Genomic DNA, 20,163 nt, shown 5'->3' with positions numbered 1-20,163 from the left:
TATCCGTCACTTAGTTTGACCAACAATAGATTTACACCTAGTAATTAGGAGGTTGTTATATTGTTACTCTGCTGTTAGTTTAAATATTAAATTATGTATGTTTTATAAGAAATAACTTGGTTTGATTATGAGTCACTCATAATTCAAACAATAGAGTATTAACTTAATTCGTAATTAGCAGTACTTCTTCGTCAGAGGTTGGGAAAGTGAGAGCATTTTTTGAAGTCCATTTAAGGCTAGTGGTTACAGTATGGATAATCTTAATGTCTGTATTAGGACTTCTGTATTTGATGAATTACATGAAATTCGACAGTGTTATGTCGAACGTTGTTTCATCAAAGCTCGATGTTATTTCTTCTTCATTAAAAACCTCAATGGAGCGTGTCGATCGCATGGGTATACCATTTGAGTCGGCAGATAACCTTAAAGACCAATTTAATCACGCTCGAACTCGTGAGTCCGATGTAACGGCTATCTCCTTGGTGAACCAAAACGGTGAGCTTCTGATTCATTCTTCAAGTACTCAAGGTACAAATGTTCCCCCTGAGGTACTGCGTAGAGCCCTAACCTCAAATGAAGTTCACTGGTCGTACAACAACGATGCTCAGTTATACAGCGGGTTACAGACTTTCGATAGTTTTGGAAACCTTTCGGGCAGTATAGTCATCGAGTACGACAAATCTGCACTCTTTGGTGTATATGCTCTCGTTAAGTTGCATCTTTTAGAGGCAACCGTCGTGATATTCCTAATAACGGCTTTGATCGTTTTCTTAGTGGTAAGGCTGGGCTTTGGTGATGTTGCGGGTGTCATTGACCTTATCCAAAAATATTCCAAGGGCGATAAACAGCTTTTGGATAAAGCGCCACCGGGCACCATGAGCCAGACATTCGCAGATCAGATCAAACAGAGTGAGAAAATGAAAGCAGAGGTGTCTGCTGAATTAGAAAGATTAAAAGAGCTTTCAAAGAAGCAAGAAAAGCAAGACACCGAGGTGATTAAATGAGTAGAGTTCAAACTATGGCGGGCCTAATCAACAAACGCCTAATCTGGATTACTATTGTTAGTGCATTTCTCGCCTCTTTCCTAAGTGCGGCTTACACCTTGGTTGAGTTCAACTTTTCAATCAAGCCTGAACTTCTTAAGAAAGCGAATGCTATTGCGCAGAACATTCAAGACGATGTTGAGCTCGCGATCGATGTCGGTATTCCTTTTGAACAAATAAAAGGGATGGACGATTATCTAGACAATACGCTAACAACCTACCCAGAGCTAACCTTTGTTGCGATTACGCAGAATGAGGATGTGCTTTATCGCTCTGGTGCGATCGAAACGCTTGACCCAACTTACGCCGTGGCGTTTGAAAAAGTTTCGAATCAATATTTGTCTGCTACGTTTTTGGAGCGATTGATTGTCGTCTTCAAAGAATTGCCAAACTTGTTACCTTCTCTATTTAGTTCCGACAAAGCTCAAAGCGATGTCTTTCAGCTCGCAATTCAAGGTGCGGAAGAGGTGTCAGGTCGCGTATACGTGGGCTTGAGTTCAACCTTTGTTCAGTCTCAACTGACGGATATCTTTTTCGACATCGCGATTGTACTGATCGCAGTATTGCTGGTTTGCTTCGAAGTAGTGATGGTCGTGGTGATGTTTTATGTATCAGGGCCATTAGAAGAGTCTGAGTCAATCCTAAAGCGTCAGGTAAAAGGGGACTTTTCCGTTAATGAGAGAACCAGTTCCCACGGTGTGATTGGTCTGTTTTCTCAGCGTCTAAACGAAGACTCTAAAGATCTCCAGTCTCGCTTTAAAGCTCTGTTTTCTAGATTTATTTCGTCTAAATCTGATGTCGACGGTCATTCTGAATCAAATACCGTCACTTCCAAGTTATCAAGTATCTCCGAGCGATTTAGTTTAGAGAGCAAACTCGGCTTTCACAAAGGCAACATTGTTGATGCCCGAATCCCGCTCTTTGTTTTCTCTTTTGCAGAAGAGCTTTCAAAATCCTTCATGCCGCTATTCGTGAATGAGTTTTATAAGCCGACTAGTTGGATTTCAAAAGATGTGATGCTTGGTCTGCCGATTTCCGTCTTCATGTTTGTGATCGCTGCGTGTACTCCATTTGCTGCAAAGTGGGTTGACCGCTGGGGGCAGAAGCAACTTTTCTTGTTAGGTTTGATTCCCGCAATTGGTGGTTACTTTGGATGTGCCTTTGCGCAAGACAGCATGGACATCGTAATCGCTCGTGGTGTGACGGCCTTTGGTTACGCGATTATCACCATAAGCTGTCAAAGCTATATTGCAGCTGTTATCACACCTGAAAACCGAGCAAAAGGCATGTCGATTTTTGTAGGTGTCTTAATGACAGCAACGATGTGTGGTACCGCTTTAGGCGCAATCATTGCTGACCGTATTGGTTATCAGCCGGTGTTCTTACTCTCGGCATTATTGGCGGCATTTGCAGGCTTCTTAGCATGGCGCATGTTTATTGGTGATGTTTCTGGCGATAGCGCTAAAGGTAAAGCAGCAGCTAAGGGTAGCGTTTTGTTGTTGGCTAAAAACTTGCGCTTCATGGCGGTGATCTTGTTCTGTGCTATCCCAGCCAAAATTGTGCTAACGGGCTTCCTATATTTCTTGGTTCCTCTTTATCTCGTGTCTCTCGACGCCAGCCAATCGGAAATTGGTCGCGTCATGATGATCTACTCATTGGTGATCATTCCGTTGAGCCCTATAGCTTCTGGCATTGCAGATCGCACCCAGAAGACAAAACAGCTAGTAGTTCTGGGCACCTTGCTATCTGGGGCAATACTCATCTCGATGTACGGTGATGATTCAATATTTAAGATCTTACTGGCCGTAACACTCATGGGTATTGCGCATTCAATCTTGAAAGCACCACTTATCGCTTGTGCACTTGAAGCATCAGAAGCAACACCTGAAGTTGGACGTACCGAAGTACTTGGCTTACTTCGTACCTCTGAGCGAATTGGTAGCGTAATTGGTCCAATTTTAGTGGCATCACTGTTGATCAGTTACAGCTTTGGTGAAGCGATGACCATAGTGGGTGGCGGTATTTTCCTCGCCGGTATTGCCATGTTTATGATTCTTAGAATGCCAGAGCGAAAAGCAGTAGGGTCGTCATTATGAATAAGATAATCGTATTGCTGATCACCCTTATTGTCTCTAGCTTGGCGCACGCTGAAAAGCCGAAATCTGTTTATATGACAGTTTGGCGTGGTTGTGAGGAGGCGTGCCAAGGATTCTTTGACTATATTAAAACCAATAACTTACCGGTCGAAGTGACTTTGCGAAACGCAGACCGGGATAAAACGAAGTTGGCAGAGTTTCTAGAAGAGGCGAAAACCCTCTCTCCAGACTTAGTTGTGACTTGGGGAACCAGCGTCAGTAAAGCAATTATTGGGACCCGAGAAGAGTTTGGAAATAAGACAAAGTTAGGTGACATACCGGCTCTCTTTATGATTGTGGCTGACCCTGTAGGTGCGGGCATTATTGACTCCCCACAAACGTCAGGTCGTACGCTAGTCACTGGGATTCGAAATCGAATTGATGAAGAAGTACAGATCCGTGTTATGCGCGAATACTTCCCAGTGAACAAGATTGGCGTGGTGTACTCCACAGCCGAGCTCAACTCCAACTTGAATACCGAAAAGCTTCAGAGCTTAGAACAGAAGATGGAATTTGAAACCTTGGTTGAGACTTACGAACTTGATGAAAATGGTAAACCATTACCTGGCCAGTTTGACACTAAGATGCAGAAACTTGTCGAGCAAGGAGCGGATGTAGTGTACGTCGGTTCAAGCTCTTACAACCTAGCGAATCGTGATGAGTTCACAGCGTCTGCTGTCGCTCATGGCTTACCTGTCGCATCTGCTTACGATTCAATGGTGACAAAATCGAACGCATTGATCTCGGTATCGAATAAATACTATCGAGTAGGACAACTCGCGGCTAACCAAGCTGAGAAAGTGCTTTTTGAGGGCGTAGAGCCGGGATCTCTACCCATTGCTGAGTTAAGCAGCTACTCAATATCGATCAACATGGAAGTAGCAAGGAACATGTCTATCTTCCCTCCGATTCAATTGCTGCGGTTTGCCGAACTGGTAAACGCGGACATGAAGTAAGGGTCGAATATGCAAGGATCGCACTACACACTGAAAATTGAGGAGGTTCAATGAACGAATTGATTGAACCTCAGGGCAGTCTTCTGGTGGTCAAAAACTCAAAGAGTAAAGAGTTTGTCGCTTCTGAGCTATCAGTCTCTGAAGTTGTGAGCGACGAGTATGAGTTTGAAGTCACGGTATTAGCGACCAGTTCCAGTGCTGAAGATTGGATTGGTGAGCCGATCGATTGCAATTTTTACACTGAAACCGGTACAAGTCGGACAGAAGTGCGAACATTTACCGGCTATGTGGTGAAGGCTCAGGTGCAATCGCAACGTGTCGATTCCTCCTATTTTGGCGTTAAGCTAACCGTTCAGCCTTGGTTCTTCTTGCTCAAACACTCTCGTCAGTGTCGTGTTTTCCAAGAGGCTAGTGTACAGACGATCGTTACTAGCATCTTTGATGACTTGGGTTTCAAAGGCGACTACAGCGTCAAGAGTATGCCCTCGACCAAGCGCGAATACTGTATCCAATTTAATGAATCTGATTTTGATTTCGTCACTCGATTGCTAGCCGAAGAAGGTGTGCACTATTACTTCGGTAAAGACAGCAAAGCTGGCACCCTTTATTTGCAACAAGCCTCTAAACCATTTGCTTCAGACGATAGCGTCACCGTTGATTATGCGGCACAACCGTCGGGTGATTATGAGGTGCTTGATACTTGGCAACGAGAGAAGCGCTTTCACAGTGCATCACTCGAAATTGCTGGCTACGACTATAACCAAACCAAACTGGTAACGAGTAAAGCGAAGAAATCGAAATATACGCTATCGAACAACTCCAAGCTAACTGAGTATCGTTACCCATCAGCAAGTCCTGCTGGTAGTTATACCGATTTAGCCAGTGCTTTGGTTGAAAGCCAGCGCGGTCAACTGGACTCTTCATACGATAGAGCCTATGCCAAAACGCAATCATCAGATGTTTGTGCAGGACACTTTCTAAAGTTAGCGGGTCATTCAGATACTACTCAGAAAGGCAATTATCTAGTCTCTGAGCTGCGCTACGAGTTTGATGAAAAGAGTGGTGACTTAAAGGCTGAATTAACCTGCATTCCAGAAGACCAAGTGTTTTATCCAGCCGGAAAAGACAAACCTGTTTTGCATGGCCTGCAATCTGCTTTGGTATCAGGTAGTAAAGATGGTGAGCCAGCGAATGACGCTTTAGGACGCGTAAGAATCAAGTTCCATTGGGATCCTGAGAGCGGCGATAAAACCAGTTGCTGGGTTCGTGTTGCTCAGGCAATGGCTGGCAATGGATATGGCGCTCAATTTTTGCCTCGCGCGGGTCAAGAAGTACTGGTGAGTTTTATCAATGGCGACCCTGACCAACCAGTGATCGTTTCAAGTGTTTACAACAGTAAACATAAGCCACCTTATCCAACCGCAAACACCACTCAAAGTGGCGTGATGACGAAGTTGGCTGGCAAGGCGAATGAAATCAAACTCGACGATAAGAAAGACAATGAGCTGTTTGCTGTCAATGCCGCAAAAGATATGACGCGTGACATTGTTAATGATTACACCGAAACCGTGGGCGGAGAGTACAAGTCGACAGTCACTAAAAATGTCACGCAAACCATTGAACAGAAAAATATTCTATCTGCTAAAGAAGGTATCGAACTTTCTACAGATAAGTCGTATGCCCTTACGGCAAAAGAATCAATTACCGGAGAGGGTAAGACGATCACTCTAACTGCGGATGACACCCTGACTCTTAAAGTGGGTAGCAGCAAGATCGTGATCAGCAGCGATAAGATCGAGTTATCAAGCGGCACTGTGGCTATCAGTGGTAGCTCAAAAGTCTCGCTAGATGGCGGCAGCCTTAGCCAATCGGGCACCTCTGTTAGCATCTCATCAAAAGGCTCTTTAAGCGCTAAGGCCAGCACATCGATGTCACTTAGTGCGTCTACGAGCTTTGCCGCGAAAGGCAGTACTGGAGCCAAGATTCAAGGGCTTAACGCAGAGTTAAAAGGGGACGTTACCGCCAAGGTTTCTGGAGCAGCAACCGCTGAGATCAGTTCATCAGGTCAAACTGCCGTGAAAGGCACAATAGTGATGGTGAACTAATGAAAAAGATCCCGTACAAGAATTCAGCTCAGATACTTGCTCATTTTGAATTATCAGAAGAAGCAAGCGCATTGGTAAACGGAGAGACGTTACCAACAGAGGCGATCGCTAAGTTGCAAGAAGCTGGTTTGAATATTGACCTCACCAACTACCTCGCACACGCGTTGCCAATGCGAGAGGCGGTTTGGTGGTCGGTACAAGCGACGTTGTTAAGAAAGGCTGATTTAACTAACCAAGAACTGAAGCTCATTAATGAGAGTGGCAAGTGGGTGAAAGAGCCCAACGAAGCGGCGCGAAGACACATTGAAAAGACCTTAGAGCCTCTGCCAAATGAAAGCTCAGCGAGATGGGTAGGGCAATCCGTATTTTGGAGTGGTCAAGGCAGCATTGCACCTGCAGATTTGCCTGTCGTGATGCCTGCCGATCTTCTTTACGCAAAAGCTGTGGCTGGTGCTGTAAACACAGCCGCCGCCTTACCTGAATGGTCTGGGTATAAGGCTTATTACAAGAAGGTGTTTAGCAGTGCCATCGACATTGCCAATGGTGGCTCTGGGATGATTAGTGAAGGAGGCCAATGATGCCGTCTGCCGCAAGATTAACTGACATGCACACCTGTCCGATGCAAACACCGGGTACACCGCCAATTCCTCATGTGGGTGGGCCAATTGTAGGACCGGGCGCAGTCACTGTACTGATATGTAAATTACCAGCGGCAAAAATGGGTGACTCGCTGGTATGTGTAGGACCACCGGACAGCATTGTAAAAGGCAGTGCGACTGTTCTAATTAATAGCACTCCGGCTGCACGAATGGGCGACACAACAAGTCACGGGGGCAGCATTGTTTTTGGTGCTCCGACGGTTCAAATAGGTGGGTAGTTGAAAGGACTAACTATGAAGATGGTGAGTGGAGGGAACGATGCCAACGCATACTCTTGAGGGAGTTATTTCTCAAACAACGTTTTGGGACAATGACCATAAGCGCGAACAGATAGAAGAACTTGTCGAGCAAGCTAAGCTGGCTAACCCCAAGCTGCATGCTTTTATGCTTAATCTTACTCGTAAAGTAAATAATGAGTCAGGTAAGGCGATTGCCTATAACCGTGGGCCTTTGAAAACGCGTGAGCGTATCGCAGCTAAGTGTGGCATTACTAATTGGGATGACCCTACGACAGATAAAACGCAGGGTGTCAAAAAGCCTTTGGCGGTAAAGGACATCGCTCGTGCAACGATTGTTTTTAGCACTATCGCTCAGATGTTCGCATTCCGAGACTACATCTACACAACACCTGAATATCAGGCGATTAAAGACAAACAATCAGACGCTGTAAAAGATCTCTGGGAAAAGGAGATTCTAGACCAATACAAAGACGTGAAGTTTTTCTTACAGGTAGAAATCGACTTTTCAACTAAGGTCAACAACGTACCTACGCCTAAGAAAACGATCCCTCATATTGTCGAACTTCAATTAAACGTGAGTCAGATGGCTTGGGGTAAAACCTATGGTCATGCTTTCTATAACCTGTCACGCCTTGCTTATATCGATGGCAAGCAGAAGTTTGTTTGGGACGACACGGATTGTGTCATCACTGTTCCTGCTGATATTTCAGGAAAAGTAGCGAACAAGCTAAGAACGGCTATTACTCACTGTCGAAGTATTGCATGTGGAGATCAGGACGTACTGTTGGCAGCAAGCATCCTATCCAAGATGGTCTCAGCGAAATTCAAACTTCCTTCGTCTAAGGAGTGTGAATCGTTACCGGCAGCTCAACACTACAGCTACAAGAATCGTAAGAAACCACTCGTGATTCAATGTGGCCCTTATGATTACAAGAAAGCGGCTAATCAAGACTCTAGTAACGCGCAAGCTTGGGCCATCTCGTTTTTGGCGAGCTTTATCTGGGCGAATTTCACAAAGTCTCAGCATAAGCCAGGTGTAACGGGTACAGCAGCCAATTGGCATGCGAAGTAGTAAGGAATCAATGAATGTTTGAAGATTTGCTGACACCGATCTCTGATGAAGCACCTTGTGGTGAATATCTAAAAGATAATCGCTCGCTGTTTCGTGGCTACCGTAACGAATTCAATATGGCGCAGTCGTCATTTCGTCAGCTAATGGAAATTCCCGATGCTCTAGAAGATGCAGAGCTAGTGGAGGCGAATTTCGCGAACTGGCAAAAGTTGTCGGACACCTGCTATCAATGTCTGAAAGAGAATTCGAAAGACCTTGAAATCTTCTCGTGGTTCACCGTTGCTCAGTTGTTTGGGCCAGAGCCGTTCCAGAATTTGTCGAGCTCGCTGAAAACTATGGAGAGCGTGGTCGAAAAGTACTGGGACACGCTAAACCCTGTATTACCAGAGAAAAAACGTAAAGGTGACACTGAACAGCAACAAGCGGTTGAAGTGGCAGAGCACAGAATCAAACCTTTGCTACAGCTGATTGGTGATACCGCAGAGAGTGGTTTGTTGTACATGCCGCTTCAAATGTTAGCGCTAGTGGGTGATATCGATTACGGCAGGTTCTACAAGAATGAAAAAGACGGCACTTTAGCGACATTAAAAGCTGAAGCGGTGTCGGCTCTGGCGAGTGAAAGAGGTGAGGTTGAAGCTCGTATCTTGGCACTGGGTGAGTCTTTAGAGGCGCTAACTCAGCTTGAAACATTGATTTCAAGTAAGTGTGGTGATGTCGGTGCTCAGGCTTTGAGTTTCCGTTTTGTCAAAGAGTCTATTGAGCGATTAATTTCAGCACTTCGATACCTTGTTGGGGAACAGTTCGCTCATTGGCCACTTGACCCTGTAGTCGAAACGCCGGCTGAACCAGAGCCCGTGGAAGTAACACCAACAGTTGATCCCGCTGTTGCAGATGCTGTCGCAGAGTCGCCGATCACGCCCGCTGTATCTCCAGTTTCTGCTGCCGCTCCTGCTGCTCTCAGCTCACCTGCAATCGCGACTATGGCAACAGCCAGTGCAGCAGCGACTCGTGAACAAGCATTGGCAGATCTGCAGGTGATTGCCGACTACTTTTTAGAGAATGAACCACACAGTCCAATTTATTTACTACTTAAACGAGCGATACGTTGGGGAGGAATGTCATTACCAGAATTACTCGAAGAACTGGTCGGCGATAACAACGCCGTACATCAAAGAATCGAACATCTAGCTGGACTTGAGAGTGCTGAGCATAAAGCAGAACTCAAAGCTACAGCGGTACCACAACCTCAAGTGGTCATGCCGCCGGAGACAGTTCAGGAAGAAGTGAAAGCGCAGGAATCAACCTCTACCCCAAGCTCTGATTCAGGGCTCTCCAATATTGAGTGGTAGCGGTTACTAACAGTCAAAAATGACAAATCATAGAAAAGGGAATAATCATGGCTTCTATTTACATGCGAATTGATGGTTTAAACACGATTAAAGGTGCAGCAACAATTGGTGATATTGGTGGCAAGAAAGGCTTCTTCGCTATCGATAACATGAGCTGGGGCGCAAACCGTGGCGTAGCCGTTGATGTTGGTAATGCAAACAACGCAGACAAAGGTATGGTTTCACTGGATGCAATCCATGTCTCTCGTACTTCAGATGGTGCATCTCCTCATCTAACAACATTCTTATTTGCACCGGGTGCAGAAGGTAAAACGGTTGAAATTCTGTTGACTAAACCATCTCGTGATGGCGCAGGTGCAGATCCATACCTTGTATTAACTCTAGAGAAAACTCGTATTGCTAGCTACAACATTCACGGCTCTGATGGACAGCTACCAGTAGAAGATTTCTCACTGACATACACAACGCTGACTAAGGTTTACTACCAAGAAGGTGACGGCGGTAAGATCGAGAAAGGCGATACTGTTAAGTTCGATTGTACCACAGGCAAACTTGAGTCTAAGGCGGCTTAATTTTGATTAACAGGGAGAAGTAACGTGGCTTTAAATTCACAACACAAACGTGTTAGCAAAAACCGGGTAAGTATCACTTACGATGTCGAAACCAATGGTGCAGTAGAGAACAAAGAACTGCCGTTTGTTGTCGGTGTTATTGGGGATTTTTCTGCGCATAAAGAAGATCGTGAAGATTTAGAAGAGAGAACGTTTTACCAGATCGATAAAGATAACTTCGACACTGTGCTTAAACGTGTAGGCCCAGAGCTAAAGTTGAAAGTAGACAACACGCTACAAGATGACGATAGCCAATTTGAAGCCGCTTTATCTTTCTCTTCAATGAAAGACTTCGAGCCAGATGCTCTCATCGAGCAAGTTGAACCATTGAAAAAACTTGCTGAAACACGTCAGCAGCTAAAGACACTCCTTTCAAAGGCGGATCGTTCTCGTGATCTAGAGAAGCTATTGAAAGAGGTACTACAAAGTGCAGATCAAATTAACGCACTTTCTAGTGAGTTGGGCGTAGAAAGCAAAGGAGATGAGTAATGAGTTCTGAACTAGAAAGCCAAGCGGGTGAACAAGCTGAAGCGGTCTCGGCAAGTCTATTAGACAGAGCGATTGCAGCGACTAACCAAACCCCGGCTGATACAACCAAAGAACTGTTCTCAGTACTGGCAGAGCAGGCTCTAAGCGGCACTGTTACCTGGGATAAAAACGTTTCTAAAACGATAGAAAACGCGATTGCTCAGATCGACAAGCAGATGTCTAAGCAGCTTTCACAAGTGATGCAAAACGATGAGTTCCAGAGACTAGAAGGCTCTTGGCGCGGATTGAACAAACTAGTGAAAGAGAGTGAAACTGGTCAGTCGCTTAAGATTAAACTGGTCGATTTTACTAAAGATGAACTCATTGAGCAGTTTGAAGATGCGCCTGCAGTTGATCGTAGCCCGCTATTCGATGCGCTTTATCAGAAAGAGTTCGGCACGGCTGGTGGTGAACCTTATGGTGCATTGATCGGTGACTACAGCTTCAGTCATAAAGATGAAGATGTAGCGCTACTGAGATACATGGGTGAAACAGCAGCAGCAAGCCATGCTCCTTTTGTTGCAGCAGCTAACCCTGAAATGTTTGAGTTTGATTCGTTTGAAACCTTCGATGAAGGTAAGCCAGTTGCAGCTGGTTTTGACTCTCCAGCGTACGCTTCTTGGAACGCTTTCCGTGAAAGTGATGATGCTCGCTATGTGGTACTAACCATGCCTCAAACGCTTGCTCGTCTTCCATATGGCGAAAAAGGTCTGGCAACTAACTCATTCAATTATGAAGAGCTAGCAACAGACGCAGAGGGTAACCCTAAACCAAGCAATAACTCAGAGTTAGTTTGGTCTAACGCTGCTTTTGAGTTTGGCTTGAAAATGACCCAAGCTCACACGCAATTTGGTTGGTGTACGGCAGTTCGTGGCTTAGACAATGGCGGTAAGGTTGAGAACCTACCTAACCTGACGTTTAAGTCTGATGCTGGTGATATTCAGCAGCAATGTCCGATCGAAGTTAACCTGACGGATGAGCGTGAAAAAGAGCTGAGCGACCTTGGATTCTTGCCTTTGGTTCACTACAAAAACACCAACTACGGTGTGTTTATCGGTAGCCAAACGACTCAGAAGCCAAAAGTCTACACCGATCCTGATGCAACCAGCAATGCAGCGATCTCTGCTCGTATCCCTTACATCATGGCAAGTAGCCGTATCGCACATTACCTCAAAGTAATGGGTCGCGATATGTTGGGCTCGAACCTAGAAGCAACGGATATTCAGAAGCAACTGCAAACGTGGATTGATCAATACACGAACTCTGGTGCTGTTGGTAACTCTGAACGTTCTAAAACACCGCTATGTGAATCTCAGATTCAGGTTGTGGAACAGCCAGGTAGACCGGGTGCGTACTCTGCTGTCGCTCACCTAAGACCGTGGTTGCAAATGGAGGAATTAACCACTTCTGTCCGTATGGTTACGAAGATCCCAGGTTAATTTGGAACAACAGCAAGCACGAATGGATTGATGGATGTTTGATGAGAAGCTGCAAACGGAGTTTTGCGAATTGAATAGTGAGGACAGTGCGTATCTGCATGATGCGCTCTCTTTGCTGTTCCATATTGATGCAGAGATGCTAAGTGACACCGGTTTGTTATTCGCCGGTGTCACTCGCCTCATTGCGGAGATAGACCGTCGCATTTCTGAGCAGCTGTCTCACATCATTCATCATCCTAGTTTTAGTCAGTTGGAGGCAACATGGAAGGGCGTAGAAACCCTTGTCATGCTTCCAGTTAACTACCAAAAAATACGAGTTAAATTGTTAGATACCTCATGGGGAGAGCTTTCTCATGAGCTTAATAACGCCGTCTCTTTAAAGAGAACCAGCTTATATAATTTGGTCGCCAACAGAGAGTTAAACACTTCTGGCGGTCAGCCTTTTGGCATGATAGTCGTCGACCATGCTATCTCGATGGATGTCGATGACGACTATGATGACCTCTACACATTAGAGCTATTAGCCTGTCTAGGCGAGCTCTGTTTGTGTCCTTTTGTATTGTCTCCAGAAGATAACTTTTTTGGAGAGAGTGGCCCTGATTGGCTGTCTGATACTAATCGAATAGAAAAAATCTTAGATGGACCGGATTTTGTCTCTTGGCAGCGATTAAGAAGTATTAGCCAAGCCCGATTCATCGCACTTGCTATGCCACGTGTTCGCTTGCGTGAAGCGCACTCTTTTTCATCTTCTCGTCGCATTGTTTTCTCTGAATCAGCACAGATGCAAAAGGGCTTATGGGGTAGTGCAGCTATGCTGTTTGCCTCGATTGCGATGCGAGAATTTAATCGCATCAATTGGTTTGGTTTTATGAAGTCGCGCTGGCAAGACAAGTTGATCGGCTCTTTAGTGAATGTGCCGCAAAATGGTGTGGGCACACCTGCTACATTCACTCCAACGCCAGAACTCAACATCTATACCGAGATGGGTAACTTCTACGCAGACCAAGGGTTTATTCCTTTGTGTCATAGCACCACCACCGATAAGTATTTTTTCAGAGGTAATCGCTCTATTTGGGATAAGGCCCGAGATGATGCCGATCTTGTTGCAGGCCAAGTGCAAACCACTCTGATGATCTGCCGAATCGCTCATTTCTTGAAGGTGCAAATCCGTGGCATGATCGGTAATTTCCAGAGCGCGGAAGAGTGTGAATTATATCTGAACAACTGGCTGCAAAAGTACACCAGTAATTTGTTCAATGCTGATGAAGCAACGCTCGCAAAATTTCCACTTAGTAAGAGCCGCGTAGAAGTGAAGCAGGTGAAAGGGGAGAACGATCGTTACGTGTGTAATGTACTCGTTCAGCCTCAGTATCAGTTCGATAACGTGTGTGGTGAAGTATTGCTTTCAACAGATCTTGGCACAGAAGAGTCATTGTTTGCTTCTGGAGGCCGTGCATGAGTTTCTGGAAAACCTTTGTTAAGAAAAGCAATACCACCTCGGATCGAGATGATCTGCTTGAATCTATTCACTATCAACTAACGACGTTACTCAACTCGGAAGCGCCAATGCGTTTGATTCCGAGCGTCTATTCAGAAACGCAAAAGTCCATCTATTGTTTTGGCTTGGACAATTCACAAAGTCAAAGCAGTCAAATCGAGAAAGATCAATTCTCAAGAGCATTAGAACGCTTAATTCAGTCGTTTGAACCGCGATTATCGGAAGTGAGCGTATTCGTCCAAGAGGGCGATCAAACCAAGAACGCGATCTGTTTTTCCATCATGGCTAAGGTCAATACCTCAGCAGGAGAGCACGTATTCCTGTTTGATTCGAATTTAAGTCTATCGAATCAACAGGCGACCATGGAGGGACAGGAAGTTGTCTGACCAAATGCTAAGTTATTTTGAGCGTGAGTTGGCGAGTATACGCTCAGCTCTCAGTGATTATGGACGTGATTTTCCACAACACGCTGGCTCAATGCGCCTTAATCAACATGATCAAGAAGATCCGAATATTAGCCGCTTGATTGAAGCGGCTGCATTACTCAATGCAAAAACAGAGAAACGCCTTGATGAGCAGTTTCCTGAAATCTTACAAGACTTGATTAATATTGTTTATCCGGGCTATCTGCAAATCATTCCAAGCTATACCCCATTCTATCTCGACGTTGAAGCTGAGGAAGCGACAACGAAGGTTGTTCTGAATAAAGGTTCAGAACTCTCGGTTGTGCATGATGAAGTTGAATCGATCTTCACGCTGGTGGATGAAATGGTCATTGAGCCTTTCCACATCGCGGATATCTCAGCAACAACGGCTCCTTTCAACTTTCCAACGCCGCCAACACTGCGACGTTCAGATTCGGCGATTCAAGTTGAGCTTTCAAGTAATGACCCAGAGCTATTTTTCTCACAAATGGACATCGGCTCGTTCGATTTTTATGTGAGAGGGTTTGAGAGTAGTTCACGTGGCTTGATTGACCTTCTGTTACTGAATACCGAAGCAATTTCGATTACCAGCGGTGAACAGCAGGTTATCGTCGATCCAAGTAAGTTACGCAGTCGCATTACTGACCCCGATTTTATCTGGCTACCTACTTACGATGGCCATCTGAGCGGTTTTGATATCTTGCGAGACTATTTCGCTTACCCAGACAAAGCGGCATATATGCGTATTGAAGATCTCGGTGAAGAGCTTGGCCAGTTTGATACTGACAAAGTTCAGCTCACTTTCTTCATCAAGCAACTACCCGTTGAGTACCTTAGCCTGTTTTCACGAAACGTATTCTTGTTGAACACAGCACCTGCAGTGAACCTGTTCAGTAAACGTGGCGAGCCAATGCGCTACGATTTTTCAAAGCTATCGATTCCGGTGATCGCTGATGCACAGCAACAAGACCATTTCACCGTAGTTTCGGTTGAGTCGGTGTGTGAAGTGATGTCGACGGGCGAGGTGCCGTTATCGCCGATCTACGCCAGTGGTTATTGGTCTGATACCGATGCGCCGCAATGGCAAAGTAGCCAGCATTGGGACCATAAAGGTCGACGCTGTATGAATTTATCCGTGAGCTATGCGCAGTTGCCTGCCGAGCAAGAGGCCGTGGTTTTAGCCACTCAGCTGCTGGTTTGCAATGGTAGAGCCCCGTGTCTGATTCCATCTGGGACGCAAGCGAATTCTCTTGCTGCGGTCGATTTACCGGGCGAGTTTTCCATTTTGAAAACACCGACCGCACCTCAGTATCCATCGCTGGATAATCAACTAACATGGCGTTTCTTGGCTATGTTGAATGCCAACTTCGCTAGCTTGGTTCAAACAGATGACCCAACGGTCGCGCTTCAGGATACGCTGCGCTTAACGTGTAATTCCGTGCAATGCCCACAAGCCTACGCAATTAAAAAGGTGTCCTATCGCCACCTCGTAGCTCCAATTACTATTGCAGGGCACAGTATTTTTGCTTCCGGAACCGAAATTGAAGTCGTTGTCGACGATGAAATTCTAGGTGCGGACTTTTCAGTATTTTCTCAAGTTCTTAACTCAGTGTTTTCGCAATATTGCAGTTTTGACCGTTTTATTCAGGTCTCGGTAGAGCGCTTTGGTAGTGACAATCCGGGCGTGCAGTTCCCTAAAACTCATGGGAGCCAGCTATGTCTATAACTCAGATGACTCAACAAGATGCCGACAACGTCAAAACTCGGTTGCTAAGCCAACCTCACACGTTTGATTTTGTACAAGTGATACGTCTTCTGAGAGCTATGGGCAGCCAAGCGAATCTAGAGCTGTCGCCAGAGGTTATGCCATATGGTGATGCGAGTGAAGTGACGCGTATTCGCCGTAGCGACAATACACTAAAGATTAAGCTTGGCCTTGAGGCGCTGTCTGGGTCAAAAGGGGTCATTCCTGACTATATGTATGCTGAGCTCCTTAACAGCTTGCACCAAGATGACTATGCGCTGCAAAAATTCATTGATGTGTTTAATCAGCGTTATCTAGAGCTTAAGTTGCATGTCGAAACCAACCGCAACATGCTGCTAAAACAGGAGCGTGACGTGCAAGCGGGCAATGTAGTGGGGCGCTTATCTCAACAAGCGGCACTGGCATGCATGTTTGCTCTTCCGAATGCAAATCGCGAAAAATCTGACCCGAGTATGTTGCGTCATGGCATGGCATTGGGTAACAAAAGCAGAAACCTCAACGGGCTAAAACGTTTATTAAGTAACTACTTCTCCTTAACGGTGAACCCAGTTGTAGCGCCAGCGTCGTTCTATCGAATCAATACTAAATACCAAACCAAACTTGGTAACCAGCAAGGTCAAAATCAGAAATTGGGCCAAGGCTTTTGGTTGGGTTCAACAGGAACTCAAACCTTCAAAGCATTGGAAATTAACATTACACCTAAAACGCGCAGTGAGTATTTAGGGTTATTGAATAACTCACACTTTGCGTCCTCGATGAAATCATTAGTACAAGCCTATTTGCGCGAGAGTCTCGATATTCGACTTTATATGTATGTGAAACGTGAGTACATCGATGAGCCAATGCTCTCAAGTCAAAAGAGTGGCCTGAGACTTGGAGAGGCTAACTGCCTTGTGCCTCATAAACGAAAATCGGAATTTCGTAAGATCTTAATTCAACAGGAGAGAGTTTGATGTCACAAATAAAACTAGGGAACCTCGTTTCAAAGCTAGATGTTCAGCTTAAGTCAGCGTTAGAGGAAGCAGCAGGAGCTGCAATGGCACAAACAGTCACTGCCATTGAGATAGAGCATTGGTTGGTTCAACTCATCGCGATGAAGGAACAAAACCTCATCGGCTGCTTGAGCAAGCAAAATATCGATCCTAGTGTCGTGCTCAGCGAACTTACACAGCGTATTAATCGACTCTCTACAGGCGCAACTGGACAGCCTACGATTAGCCTAGCAATCAGCGAGTTGATGGAAAGTGCTTGGATGCTTGCCTCTGTTAACTACGGTCATCAGGAAGTCACCAGTCTTCATTTACTTCAAGCCCTGACTCAGACTGATAACTTAGGAATGAAGAAGTTTTCTTTGGCTGCACTTCAAACTCTATCTACAGAGGCGTTGAACGCTCAAATCAGTTCCATCAAGAATGTGAAAACCCAACCCGCTTCATCTGGCGCAACCGCATCAGAAAGCACGGCAGGTGCAGTTGCTGGCGGTGCTCTAGAAAAATACACCGTGAACTTAACGCAGCAAGCAAGAGATGGCGATCTTGATCCTGTATTAGGTCGTAACAGCGAAGTTCGTATGGCGATAGATATCTTATGTCGTAAGCGTCAGAACAACCCGATTTTGGTGGGTGAACCGGGCGTGGGTAAAACTGCGGTCGTAGAAGGTTTGGCTCATAGCATCGTTAAAGGTGAAGTGCCGCCAGCGATTCAAGGCGTTGAGATTCATACGCTTGATCTTGGCTTGCTACAGGCAGGTGCGAGCATAAAAGGTGAATTTGAGAACCGCCTGAAAGATGTGATCAACGAAGTGAAAAGCTCACCGACACCGATCATCGTATTCATTGACGAAGCACACACGCTAATTGGTGCCGGTGGTGCAGCAGGTCAAAACGATGCTGCTAACCTGCTTAAACCAGCCTTAGCGCGTGGTGAATTCCGCTCGATTGCTGCGACGACATGGGCTGAGTACAAGAAGTACTTTGAGAAAGATCCAGCATTAACACGTCGCTTCCAAGTCATTAGTGTTGAAGAGCCAAGTGCAGAAGATGCAAAACAGATACTGCGTGGTGTTGGTGAAGCTCTGCGTGCCCACCATGGCGTGTTTATTTTAGAAGATGCGATTGAAGCCGCGGTTAGCTTGTCGATTCGTTACCTGCCATCTCGTCAGCTACCGGATAAGGCGATTAGCCTGTTAGATACAGCATGTGCTCGTATCGCATTGACTCAAGGCGCAAAACCGGAATGTATTGAGAGCCTAGAGCAGAATATCAGCTACCTTGAAAGTGAACGCTCTGCCCTAGAAGCAGAAGGCGCGGTGTTTATCGATAAAGCCGTTGACCATGAAGCACTTAATCAAAAAATCGATCAGCAGAAAAGCGAGCTGAATGCGCTAAATGAACAGTGGGAAAAAGAGCGCGAATTAGTAACGAGTATTACTGCATTATGCGAAACGATTGAAAGCAGCCGACTTGAAGACAATGTAGATACTGAGAGCCAAGCACGACTTAATACCGCGATAGGCGAACTAAAGCAGATCCAAGGTGAGCATCCACTGGTGTTCCCTGTGGTGGATGACCAAGTGATTGCAACGGTGATTGAAAACTGGACGGGTATCCCAGCGGGTAATATGGTGCAAGAAGAGGTAGCTCAACTGCTGTCTCTTGATAAAGCCCTGCATAAGCGTGTAATCGGTCAAGATGTAGCGATCAGTGAGCTTGCTAAGAGCATTCAAATCTCACGTGCAGGTTTAACAGACAGCCGCAAGCCGGTTGGCGTGTTCTTGATGTGTGGTCCAAGTGGTGTGGGTAAAACCGAAACCGCAATGGCACTTGCTGATGAAGTGTTTGGTGGCGGTGACAACCTGACCATTATCAACATGACCGAGTTTAAAGAAGAGCACAAGATTTCGATGCTATTGGGTTCTCCAGCAGGTTATGTAGGTTTTGGGGAAGGTGGTGTATTAACTGAAGCAATTCGTCGTAACCCATACTCTGTGCTGCTTCTTGATGAGATGGAGAAAGCACACCCTGGCGTTCATGACCTGTTCTATCAGATCTTTGATAAGGGCCACATTAAGGACAGTGAAGGTCGTACCGTGGACTTTAAGAACACTATTATCATCATGACCTCGAACGCAGCCGATCAAGCCATCGTGGACATCTGTGAAGAGCATGAAGATCGTTTGGCTAACGAAGAACTGTTGGAAGAGATTCGCCCTGCACTGCAGCAGTACTTCAAACCAGCGTTCTTAGGGCGAACCACTATCGTGCCTTACTACCCGTTGAATCGTGATGAGCTTAGCCAGATCACTGAGATCAGCCTAAATCGCATCGCCAAGCGCTTGGACGAGAAATACAAAGCGACCTTTGAATGGGATGAGAAGTTTGTCGATTTTGTGGTGAGTCGCAATACAGACCCGACAACTGGTGGTCGTGCAGTTGAGCAAATCATCAACCGTTCTCTGATGCCACAATTAGCGATTGACTGTATTCACAGACTGAGTGAAGGGCAGAGTATCAATCAAGTCGCGGTGACAACGGATCCTGTGACTGGTGAATTAGTGGTTAACATCACTTAATGGAGAAGGATATCTCAAAGGTGAGCAGTATTAGTAGAAACACCTTTTTGTTGCCTAGAACACTTAAGGCTGCGGCGCTCAATGCGGCAATGATCATTGCTACTGTAAGTGTCGCAACCAGTGCTCAAGCTATTGAACGCTTGACGCTGGCAACACAGATATGGACGCCCTATCAAACCGTGGATGAAAACGGTGAGATAGGTGGCGTTGCCGTTGACCGAGTAAAGTGTGCGTTGCGCCGTATGGGACAGCCGTACGAAATTAGAGTAATGCGTTGGGATAAGGCTCAGCTGATGGTGGAAACTGGAGAAATGCACGGTTTCTTCTCTGGTTCAGCGAACAGCCGACGTGCGAAATACGCGACTGCATCGGAGCCTCTTGTATCGGAATACTTGGCGTGGTTTATCGCGCCAAACATCTATGCCGACATAAATGATGAAACAACCAAGTTTAGTCTGCGATTTGGTGCTAAGTTTAATACAAACAAATGGTTATCTTTAAAGCGTGATGGCTACAACGTGATCCGTAAACCACGTGATGCAGATTCACTACTCCAAATGTTATGGAAAGGCGACTTGGACGTCGCTTATGAATATGAACTTGTTTTTGAAGATTCACTGAAGAAAGCAGGTATACCGGTCGATTACTTTCAAAAAGTAAGGATCAAAAAACAAGATCTAATGGTTCACTTTTCTAATGACTTCTTGCGTGAGTCCCCAGGATTCTTGGACAGATTTAATCGTTCTTTACGTAAGTGTTATTGAAGTA

17 protein-coding genes are annotated in these 20,163 nt (G+C 45.6%); all 17 read left to right on the top strand.

The genetic code is table 11. The annotated features are described in order from the left end of the window. The first annotated feature begins 263 nt into the window (after positions 1-263). From VFDL14_RS03920 to VFDL14_RS03995, 17 genes are read left to right on the top strand one after another with little or no spacing between them, the layout of a single operon-like run. Complete coding sequence (locus tag VFDL14_RS03920) at positions 264-1,004, top strand: hypothetical protein (protein WP_235201762.1); 741 nt, start codon at positions 264-266, stop codon at positions 1,002-1,004. Continuing rightward, complete coding sequence (locus VFDL14_RS03925; protein ID WP_032552870.1) at positions 1,001-3,139, top strand: MFS transporter; 2,139 nt, start codon at positions 1,001-1,003, stop codon at positions 3,137-3,139. Before VFDL14_RS03920 ends, VFDL14_RS03925 begins: the two co-directional genes overlap by 4 nt. Further along, positions 3,136-4,134 carry an ABC transporter substrate-binding protein gene (locus VFDL14_RS03930; RefSeq protein WP_032552869.1) on the top strand — a complete coding sequence of 333 codons (999 nt, stop codon included), beginning with the start codon at positions 3,136-3,138 and terminating at the stop codon, positions 4,132-4,134. Before VFDL14_RS03925 ends, VFDL14_RS03930 begins: the two co-directional genes overlap by 4 nt. A 50-nt stretch (positions 4,135-4,184) precedes the next feature. Next, positions 4,185-6,239 carry a type VI secretion system Vgr family protein gene (locus VFDL14_RS03935; protein ID WP_032552868.1) on the top strand — a complete coding sequence of 685 codons (2,055 nt, stop codon included), beginning with the start codon at positions 4,185-4,187 and terminating at the stop codon, positions 6,237-6,239. Continuing rightward, positions 6,239-6,817 (top strand): DUF6931 family protein, encoded by a 579-nt coding sequence (locus tag VFDL14_RS03940; RefSeq protein ID WP_032552867.1) that lies wholly within the window; start codon positions 6,239-6,241, stop codon positions 6,815-6,817. The genes VFDL14_RS03935 and VFDL14_RS03940 overlap by 1 nt, the downstream gene beginning before the upstream one ends. After that, complete coding sequence (locus VFDL14_RS03945; RefSeq protein WP_032552866.1) at positions 6,817-7,116, top strand: PAAR domain-containing protein; 300 nt, start codon at positions 6,817-6,819, stop codon at positions 7,114-7,116. Before VFDL14_RS03940 ends, VFDL14_RS03945 begins: the two co-directional genes overlap by 1 nt. Positions 7,117-7,156: 40 nt before the next feature. Beyond that, the gene (locus tag VFDL14_RS03950; RefSeq protein WP_032552865.1) at positions 7,157-8,209 is read left to right on the top strand and encodes a hypothetical protein; all 1,053 of its coding nucleotides are present in this window, start codon (positions 7,157-7,159) and stop codon (positions 8,207-8,209) included. Positions 8,210-8,223: 14 nt separating this feature from the next. Beyond that, positions 8,224-9,558, top strand: a complete 1,335-nt coding sequence (locus VFDL14_RS03955) for an ImpA family type VI secretion system protein (protein WP_032552864.1) — start codon at positions 8,224-8,226, stop codon at positions 9,556-9,558. A gap of 47 nt (positions 9,559-9,605) precedes the next feature. Further along, positions 9,606-10,130: an Hcp family type VI secretion system effector gene (locus VFDL14_RS03960; RefSeq protein ID WP_032552863.1), complete on the top strand. Its 525-nt coding sequence runs from the start codon at positions 9,606-9,608 to the stop codon at positions 10,128-10,130. A 24-nt stretch (positions 10,131-10,154) separates the two neighbouring features. Further along, entirely contained in the window at positions 10,155-10,658 is a 504-nt protein-coding gene (gene tssB / locus VFDL14_RS03965; RefSeq protein ID WP_032552862.1) for a type VI secretion system contractile sheath small subunit, read from the top strand. Then, entirely contained in the window at positions 10,658-12,136 is a 1,479-nt protein-coding gene (tssC, locus tag VFDL14_RS03970; protein ID WP_032552861.1) for a type VI secretion system contractile sheath large subunit, read from the top strand. Before tssB ends, tssC begins: the two co-directional genes overlap by 1 nt. A 34-nt stretch (positions 12,137-12,170) precedes the next feature. Beyond that, positions 12,171-13,595 (top strand): type VI secretion system contractile sheath domain-containing protein, encoded by a 1,425-nt coding sequence (locus VFDL14_RS03975; protein WP_032552860.1) that lies wholly within the window; start codon positions 12,171-12,173, stop codon positions 13,593-13,595. Next, positions 13,592-14,020, top strand: a complete 429-nt coding sequence (tssE, locus tag VFDL14_RS03980; RefSeq protein WP_032552859.1) for a type VI secretion system baseplate subunit TssE — start codon at positions 13,592-13,594, stop codon at positions 14,018-14,020. The genes VFDL14_RS03975 and tssE overlap by 4 nt, the downstream gene beginning before the upstream one ends. Next, on the top strand, positions 14,013-15,785 hold the full coding sequence (tssF, locus tag VFDL14_RS03985) for a type VI secretion system baseplate subunit TssF (protein ID WP_032552858.1): 1,773 nt from the start codon (positions 14,013-14,015) through the stop codon (positions 15,783-15,785). Before tssE ends, tssF begins: the two co-directional genes overlap by 8 nt. Then, positions 15,776-16,777 carry a type VI secretion system baseplate subunit TssG gene (locus tag VFDL14_RS0123455; protein WP_235201760.1) on the top strand — a complete coding sequence of 334 codons (1,002 nt, stop codon included), beginning with the start codon at positions 15,776-15,778 and terminating at the stop codon, positions 16,775-16,777. Before tssF ends, VFDL14_RS0123455 begins: the two co-directional genes overlap by 10 nt. Next, the gene (gene tssH, locus VFDL14_RS03990) at positions 16,777-19,395 is read left to right on the top strand and encodes a type VI secretion system ATPase TssH (RefSeq protein ID WP_032552856.1); all 2,619 of its coding nucleotides are present in this window, start codon (positions 16,777-16,779) and stop codon (positions 19,393-19,395) included. Before VFDL14_RS0123455 ends, tssH begins: the two co-directional genes overlap by 1 nt. A 20-nt stretch (positions 19,396-19,415) precedes the next feature. Continuing rightward, entirely contained in the window at positions 19,416-20,159 is a 744-nt protein-coding gene (locus VFDL14_RS03995) for a transporter substrate-binding domain-containing protein (RefSeq protein WP_235201758.1), read from the top strand. Positions 20,160-20,163 lie beyond the last annotated feature (4 nt).

Source organism: Vibrio fortis, assembly GCF_000695685.1.
Lineage (GTDB): Bacteria > Pseudomonadota > Gammaproteobacteria > Enterobacterales > Vibrionaceae > Vibrio > Vibrio fortis_A.
This window is presented reverse-complemented; position numbering and strand designations above follow the sequence as displayed.

Bases quoted from the DNA above. Each gene is read 5' to 3' on its own strand.
- VFDL14_RS03950 (WP_032552865.1), top strand. From the start codon at position 7,157: ATGCCAACGCATACTCTTGAGGGAGTTATTTCTCAAACAACGTTTTGG.
- VFDL14_RS03975 (WP_032552860.1), top strand. From the start codon at position 12,171: ATGTTTGATGAGAAGCTGCAAACGGAGTTTTGCGAATTGAATAGTGAG.
- VFDL14_RS03955 (WP_032552864.1), top strand. From the start codon at position 8,224: ATGTTTGAAGATTTGCTGACACCGATCTCTGATGAAGCACCTTGTGGT.
- VFDL14_RS03925 (WP_032552870.1), top strand. From the start codon at position 1,001: ATGAGTAGAGTTCAAACTATGGCGGGCCTAATCAACAAACGCCTAATC.
- VFDL14_RS03940 (WP_032552867.1), top strand. From the start codon at position 6,239: ATGAAAAAGATCCCGTACAAGAATTCAGCTCAGATACTTGCTCATTTT.
- VFDL14_RS03945 (WP_032552866.1), top strand. From the start codon at position 6,817: ATGCCGTCTGCCGCAAGATTAACTGACATGCACACCTGTCCGATGCAA.
- VFDL14_RS03960 (WP_032552863.1), top strand. From the start codon at position 9,606: ATGGCTTCTATTTACATGCGAATTGATGGTTTAAACACGATTAAAGGT.
- tssH (WP_032552856.1), top strand. From the start codon at position 16,777: ATGTCACAAATAAAACTAGGGAACCTCGTTTCAAAGCTAGATGTTCAG.
- VFDL14_RS03920 (WP_235201762.1), top strand. From the start codon at position 264: ATGTCTGTATTAGGACTTCTGTATTTGATGAATTACATGAAATTCGAC.
- VFDL14_RS0123455 (WP_235201760.1), top strand. From the start codon at position 15,776: ATGTCTATAACTCAGATGACTCAACAAGATGCCGACAACGTCAAAACT.
- VFDL14_RS03930 (WP_032552869.1), top strand. From the start codon at position 3,136: ATGAATAAGATAATCGTATTGCTGATCACCCTTATTGTCTCTAGCTTG.
- tssC (WP_032552861.1), top strand. From the start codon at position 10,658: ATGAGTTCTGAACTAGAAAGCCAAGCGGGTGAACAAGCTGAAGCGGTC.
- VFDL14_RS03935 (WP_032552868.1), top strand. From the start codon at position 4,185: ATGAACGAATTGATTGAACCTCAGGGCAGTCTTCTGGTGGTCAAAAAC.
- tssE (WP_032552859.1), top strand. From the start codon at position 13,592: ATGAGTTTCTGGAAAACCTTTGTTAAGAAAAGCAATACCACCTCGGAT.